This is a genomic window from Candidatus Electronema sp. JC, from assembly GCF_048287365.2.
Lineage (GTDB): Bacteria > Desulfobacterota > Desulfobulbia > Desulfobulbales > Desulfobulbaceae > Electronema.
This window is the reverse complement of record NZ_JBLWEM020000045.1, coordinates 1-5,861: the sequence shown is the minus strand read 5'-3', so window position 1 is coordinate 5,861 and position 5,861 is coordinate 1. Positions and strand designations below refer to the sequence as shown.

Genomic DNA, 5,861 nt, shown 5'->3' with positions numbered 1-5,861 from the left:
TTCCGCCATATTCTCCTGATTTGAACCCCATAGAGCATAAATGGGCGCAAGCAAAGGCACTCAGAAGAAAACTTGGCTGTTCGACAGATGAGATTTTTCAGCAGCCATGTTTATAGTCAATTTATTGTGCTACGGCTATAAAGAAAAATTAACCAGCTCCGTCCATCCAGCAAGCAAGCAAGTAGCGTGGGCAAACGGCTTTATCGTTTGCCCACTTGGTACTCTACCCCTCTTCAGCCCTTAATCCGCACGTGGCTCTGCTTGCGCAGACGGATGACTTTGGGCGTGATCTCCACCAGCTCGTCGTCGTTGATGTAAGCGATGCAGTCTTCCAAGCTCATCTGGCGCGGCGGGGTGAGAATGACCGCCTCGTCCGAGCCGGAAGCCCGCATGTTGGTCAGCTTCTTGCCTTTGGCCGGATTGACCACCATGTCCTCGCCCCGGCTGTTCTCGCCGATGATCTGCCCTGCATATAGCGGCTCGCCCGCGCCGATGAAGAAGGTGCCGCGCTCCTGCAAGTTGAACAAGGCGTAGGCCACGCTGACGCAGTTTTCCTTGACGATCAGCACCCCGTTCTGCCGGTTCTGAATTTCGCCCGCATGCGGCCCCCACTCGGCGAAGACGTAATTCATCACGCCCATGCCGCGCGTGTCGGTCATGAACTGGGAGCGGTAGCCAAGCAGGCCGCGTGTCGGCACCTTGAAGACCATCCGCGACATGCCGTTGTGGTTTTTCATGTCGCTCATCACGCCCTTCAGCCGCCCCAGCTTGTCAATGACTGCGCCTTGATACTTCTCATCCACATCCACGGTCAGGGACTCATACGGCTCCAGCATCTTGCCGTTCACCTCGCGCATGATGACGTGCGGGCGGGTGACTTGGAACTCGTAGCCTTCGCGCCGCATCTTTTCAATCAAGATGGAGAGATGCAGCTCGCCACGGCCTGAGACCCGGAAGCCGACCGCGTCGGCCAGCGGCTCAAACTTCAGCGCCACGTCAGCCAAGGTCTCCCGGCTCAAGCGCTCCTCAATGTGCCGCGAGGTGACGAACTTGCCGTCCTGCCCGGCAAAGGGCGAGTCGTTGGGGATGAAGTGCATGGAGATCGTCGGCGGATCAATCTCAATCAGCGGCAGGGGCTGGGGATTGTCCGGGTCAGTGAAGGTCACGCCCACAGTCACGTCGTCCATGCCTGCCACCGCGACGATGTCGCCCACACTTGCGCTTTCGACCGGCACCTTCTCGCTGCCTGCGAAGCCGAAAATTTTGCTGATCCGCACCGGCTTGATCGAGCCGTCGCGGCGGGCGACGACAATGTTGTCGTTGAGGCGCAGGGTGCCGTTGACTATTTTGCCAATGCCTAAGCGGCCTAAATACGGCGAATAGTCAATGGTGTTGATTTGCAGCTGAAGCGGCGCGGCAGGGTCGCCGGAGGGCGGCGGCACATGCTTGATGATCATCTCGGAGATCAGATCCATGCCTTGGCCGGGCACCAATGGCTCATGATGGTCAGCAACCATAGCTGACTGCTTGGCCGAACCAAAGACCACCGGGAAATCAAGGATGTGATCCGGCGCTTCCAGCCGTCCCAGCAGGTCGAAGACTTCATCCACCGCCCAGTCGCAGCGGGCGGCATCTTTGTCGATCTTGTTGATCAGGACAAGGATCGGCAGCTTGGCGGCCAGCGCCTTCTTGACGACAAAGAAGGTCTGCGGCATCGGCCCTTCCTGTGCGTCAACCAGCAGGACAACGCCGTCCGCCATGCGCAGGACGCGCTCCACCTGGCCGCCGAAATCTGCGTGACCGGGCGTGTCAATGATGTTGATCTTGTAGTCGTTATACATATAGGAGCCGTTCTTCGAGGCGATGGTGATGCCCCGCTCCCGCTCCAGATCCATTGAGTCCATCATCCGCTCCGCCACCTGCTGGTTCTCGCGGAACAGGCCGCTCTGGTGGAAGAGTTTGTCAACTAAGGTGGTCTTGCCGTGGTCAACGTGGGCGATGATGGCCACGTTTCTGATCTTGCTCTGATCCATACAGCTCTGCTGCTCCTCTGAAAAAATGAAAAGGGCGCATGAGCGCGCCCGGCTTAGTCGAAAAAGTCGGAATGTACCGCAGATGAGATAAAAAAACAAGGGGCTTCTGCCTTAGGCAGGCCGGAGGTGCAGCTCGCTAAGCTGTTTTCTGGCAACCGGAGTCTGGCGCGCCAAATTCGAGGGCGCGGAGGAGAAAAGGCGGTTTTTTGCTTATTTTCTATTCAGCCAATCATCCATAGTTTGCGCTGACATGCCCTTTTCTTGCCATATATCGTCAGCTTCGTTGATCGCTTTCTGGCTGAAGTGATGAACGAGGATATTTTTCAACTCCAAGAGTTCATGTTCATTCAAATTGGTTGAATACAGCTTGATAAGCTCCAGTTGCACGTTGCTGAGAGTGTGCTGATAGATATATGCGATGTTTTTTAGTCCAGCAGTATCTGCTGATGGCATGTACCCACTCAATCAATCTTTGTAGTATATCTTGATATTATCAAGATAAATATCCGCCTTTTGATTACTACGAGCCGTCTGTAGATATGCTACGAGATCAAGACTATTGATTCTTTCCATGCCATTCGGAGAAAAACAATCTATATATTTTTTATACAGATTTTCTCTCACTGAATGATACTGCGGATTAGTTTTGATTATACACATTGAATTATTTGACTTTAAAGATGAAGGTGCGCCATAAAGACCAGTGTCTTCAAAGTCTCCCTTCTTACCTGCTGAAAAGTTAATTTGACCTAAATTTTTGCCATCCTTATCAGTGAATTGGACACAGAAGAAGGCTTCAATTGGTTCTCCTAAATTGAAGCCAGTTGTTTCCATCTCAGTTTTCATCTCAAACTCAACAAGAAGATTTTCTATTCCCTTGCCCGCTGGAATATATACCTTTTGCTCAACCCATCCTGCGCCTTCACCTTCTAAATGGAGATGCAGAAGTTCATCAGACGGATCGTTAGGGGATTGCACAGTTTCGACATGAATAGCACCATTTGTCTTGTCGCTAACATTTTTCTTCCATCCTTCTGACCAATGAGCCGAGAAATCACCGTTTACAACCAGATTTTCAGAGGATATTTTTTTATCGCCAGCTTTATTCTCTGCATGAGTGGTAGAGTCATCCTGCTTTGTTGAGGTAATTTTGTCTTTTAACAGGTCAACTATTTTTAATTTGCAGTCAACATTTTTCTGCAAAATAGCAGCAATATCCTTCTGGAGAACACCGCTCCACGCTGTCTCTTCATATTTTCCAGTGCCGCCTATGCCAAGGTTTGCAAACTTTTTCAACAAACCTTTCAACTCAGCTTTTGCCTCTCCATTTAATTCGACGGCACTGCCAGAACCTTCAAGACGAATATTGCTGCAAATTCTATCAGCAAAATCAGCAATTATGTTCAAGGCTTTTTCTTGATCTTCCAGAGAAGAAGCGGCATTTGCATTTCCAAGAGAACAGATCAACGATGATACTACAACAAAACACAAAAAAGATAATTTAATGCGCATAGCATTATCCTGATCATTTTGATTGAGTTATTCTACTGCTGCGCCTCCCCAGCGCAGCAGTACATCATCCGCCTCCTACGCCCCACCACTCCCTTCCTCTTTCTTCTCCTTCTTCGGCCCCGGCCTGAAGGCCTTCATGAAATCAAGAAGATGCTGGCCTTCCTCCTCAATCTCCGGGTAGGCTTCGGAAAAGTCGCGGATGCGGCGGGAAGTGTCGTACAGGCCCTCCATGCACTTGGCTGTGGCCTGAAGCCGCTGATGATAGACGGAAAGATACAACTTTTTGAGGAGATGCTCGACCGGCTCAAGGCGGGCGACATCGTCCAAGCCCTGCTGAATGGAGGCGCGGATTTGGTCGAGCTTGAGGGTGTCTTTGTGCTTCTGGGCGAAGCGGGCCGCATCGTCGGCAACTGCCTGATATCCGGGCAGAGCCTTCTGCAATTCCCGCACTTCGGAGGGTTCAAGCAGGGGCAGGAATTCCACCCCCAAAATCTCGGCGATCTGTTCAGTTGGGGTTTTTTCCGGCATGGCGGCCTCCCTGCAAGGATTTATGGAAAACAACCGCTGAGTTTATTTCGGCAATGCAGGGCTGTCAAGGGAAAAATGAGAGGGAAATTTTTGCAGCCCTGACCGCCGCCGCAGCTTTCAGTCAACGAACCCGCCTGCTCCAAAATCCACCCGCTCAATAAAAACATCGAACAGCTCAATTTCGACATTGAGCGCGTCAATAAAATTATCGAAAGTTTCGATGTCGAAATCTAATTTTTCGATAATTTTGTCCAAAAATTAGATATTCACATTGAAGGATTCGATATTAGCGCAGTCAGATTCTGTTTTATTTTTGAGTAGATGGGAATGAATTTCTGCGTCCGCCCTGCCAAGGCAATAAAAAAGGGCGGACCCATCGGCCCGCCCTTGCAAAACATCGTCTGCTTACGCCTCTTTCCAATCAGGCCGGAGGTGCAGCTCGGTGAGCTGTTTGCGGGCGACGGAGCCTGGCGCGTCGGTGTGCGGGCAGGTGGCCTTCTGGGTTTTGGGGAAGGCGATCACGTCGCGGATTGAGCTGGAGCCGGTGAGCAGCATCATCAGGCGGTCGAGGCCGAAAGCGATGCCGCCGTGCGGGGGTGCGCCGAATTCGAGGGCGCGGAGGAGAAAGCCGAATTTTTCCTCTGCCTCTTCGTCTGCAATGCCAAGCAGATTGAGCATCTTGGCCTGCATTTCGGTGGTGTGGATGCGGATAGAGCCGCCGCCGATCTCGCTGCCGTTCAGGACAAGGTCGTAAGCCCGGCTGCGGACTTTGAGCGGCTCGCTTTCAAGCAGGGCAAGGTCTTCGTCAAAAGGCGCAGTGAAGGGATGATGCACCGCAGCGTAGCGTTTGCGCTCGGCATCGAACTCGACCAGCGGGAAATCCGTAACCCAGAGGAAATTATAGACATTGCTGTCCATCAGGCCCAGTCTGCGGCCCAGCTCAAGGCGCAGCTCGGAAAGCACCTGATTGACCACCGCAACGCTGTCCGCGCCGAAGAGGATCAAATCGCCCGGCTCGGCGTTGAGAGTCTGGCGCATCGCTTCGATCTCGTTTTCATTGAAAAACTTGGTAATCGGCGACTGCCACTCGTCCTCCTTCACCTTGATCCAGGCCATGCCCTTGGCCCCGAAGCTGCCTGCGTAATTTGTCAAATCATCCAAGTCCTTGCGCGAGAAGGTGCCGCAGCCCTTGGCGTTGATCGCCTTGACAATCCCGCCGCCCTCGATGACCGCGTTGAAGACCTTGAAGCCGCAGCCGCGCAGTTTCTCGGTCAAATCAACCAATTCCAAGCCGAAACGGGTGTCCGGCTTGTCGTTGCCATAGCGCGAAATGGCTTCTTGATAGCTCATGTGCGGGAAAGGCGGGTTCAATTCAATGCCGCGAGTTGCCGCAAAAACCTGCTTGACCAAACCCTCGGCAATGGCCATGATGTCCTCCTCGCCGACAAAACTCAGTTCAAGGTCGATCTGGGTGAATTCCGGCTGGCGGTCGGCGCGCAGATCTTCATCGCGGAAACATTTGACAATTTGAAAATAGCGGTCCATGCCGCCCATCATCAGCAACTGCTTGAAAAGCTGCGGCGACTGCGGCAGAGCGAAGAATTTTCCCGCATTAACCCGGCTCGGCACCAGATAATCCCGCGCCCCTTCCGGCGTGGAGCGCGTCAGCATCGGCGTTTCGATTTCCAAGAAGCCGTTCTCGCAGAGGAAGCTCCGCGCCGCCTGCGTCGCCGTGTGCCGCATGACAAGGTTGGCTCCGATCTCGGGCCGCCGCAAATCAAGATAGCG

At 53.0% G+C, this 5,861-nt stretch carries 6 protein-coding genes; all 6 read right to left on the bottom strand.

Features of this window, described 5'->3' with window-relative positions:
• Positions 1-233: 233 nt before the first annotated feature.
• Positions 234-2,033, bottom strand: a complete 1,800-nt coding sequence (gene typA / locus ACNKH3_RS07500) for a translational GTPase TypA (protein WP_420208779.1) — start codon at positions 2,031-2,033, stop codon at positions 234-236.
• Positions 2,034-2,243: 210 nt separating this feature from the next.
• On the bottom strand, positions 2,244-2,486 hold the full coding sequence (locus tag ACNKH3_RS07495) for a hypothetical protein (RefSeq protein WP_420208778.1): 243 nt from the start codon (positions 2,484-2,486) through the stop codon (positions 2,244-2,246).
• A 12-nt stretch (positions 2,487-2,498) separates the two neighbouring features.
• On the bottom strand, positions 2,499-3,545 hold the full coding sequence (locus ACNKH3_RS07490; protein ID WP_420208777.1) for a hypothetical protein: 1,047 nt from the start codon (positions 3,543-3,545) through the stop codon (positions 2,499-2,501).
• Between the two features lie 75 nt (positions 3,546-3,620).
• Positions 3,621-4,073 (bottom strand): hypothetical protein, encoded by a 453-nt coding sequence (locus tag ACNKH3_RS07485; RefSeq protein WP_420208776.1) that lies wholly within the window; start codon positions 4,071-4,073, stop codon positions 3,621-3,623.
• 117 nt (positions 4,074-4,190) lie between these two features.
• The gene (locus ACNKH3_RS07480) at positions 4,191-4,328 is read right to left on the bottom strand and encodes a hypothetical protein (protein WP_420208775.1); all 138 of its coding nucleotides are present in this window, start codon (positions 4,326-4,328) and stop codon (positions 4,191-4,193) included.
• Positions 4,329-4,478: 150 nt separating this feature from the next.
• On the bottom strand, positions 4,479-5,861 hold a 1,383-nt coding region (aspS, locus tag ACNKH3_RS07475), incomplete at its 5' end, for an aspartate--tRNA ligase (RefSeq protein ID WP_420208774.1).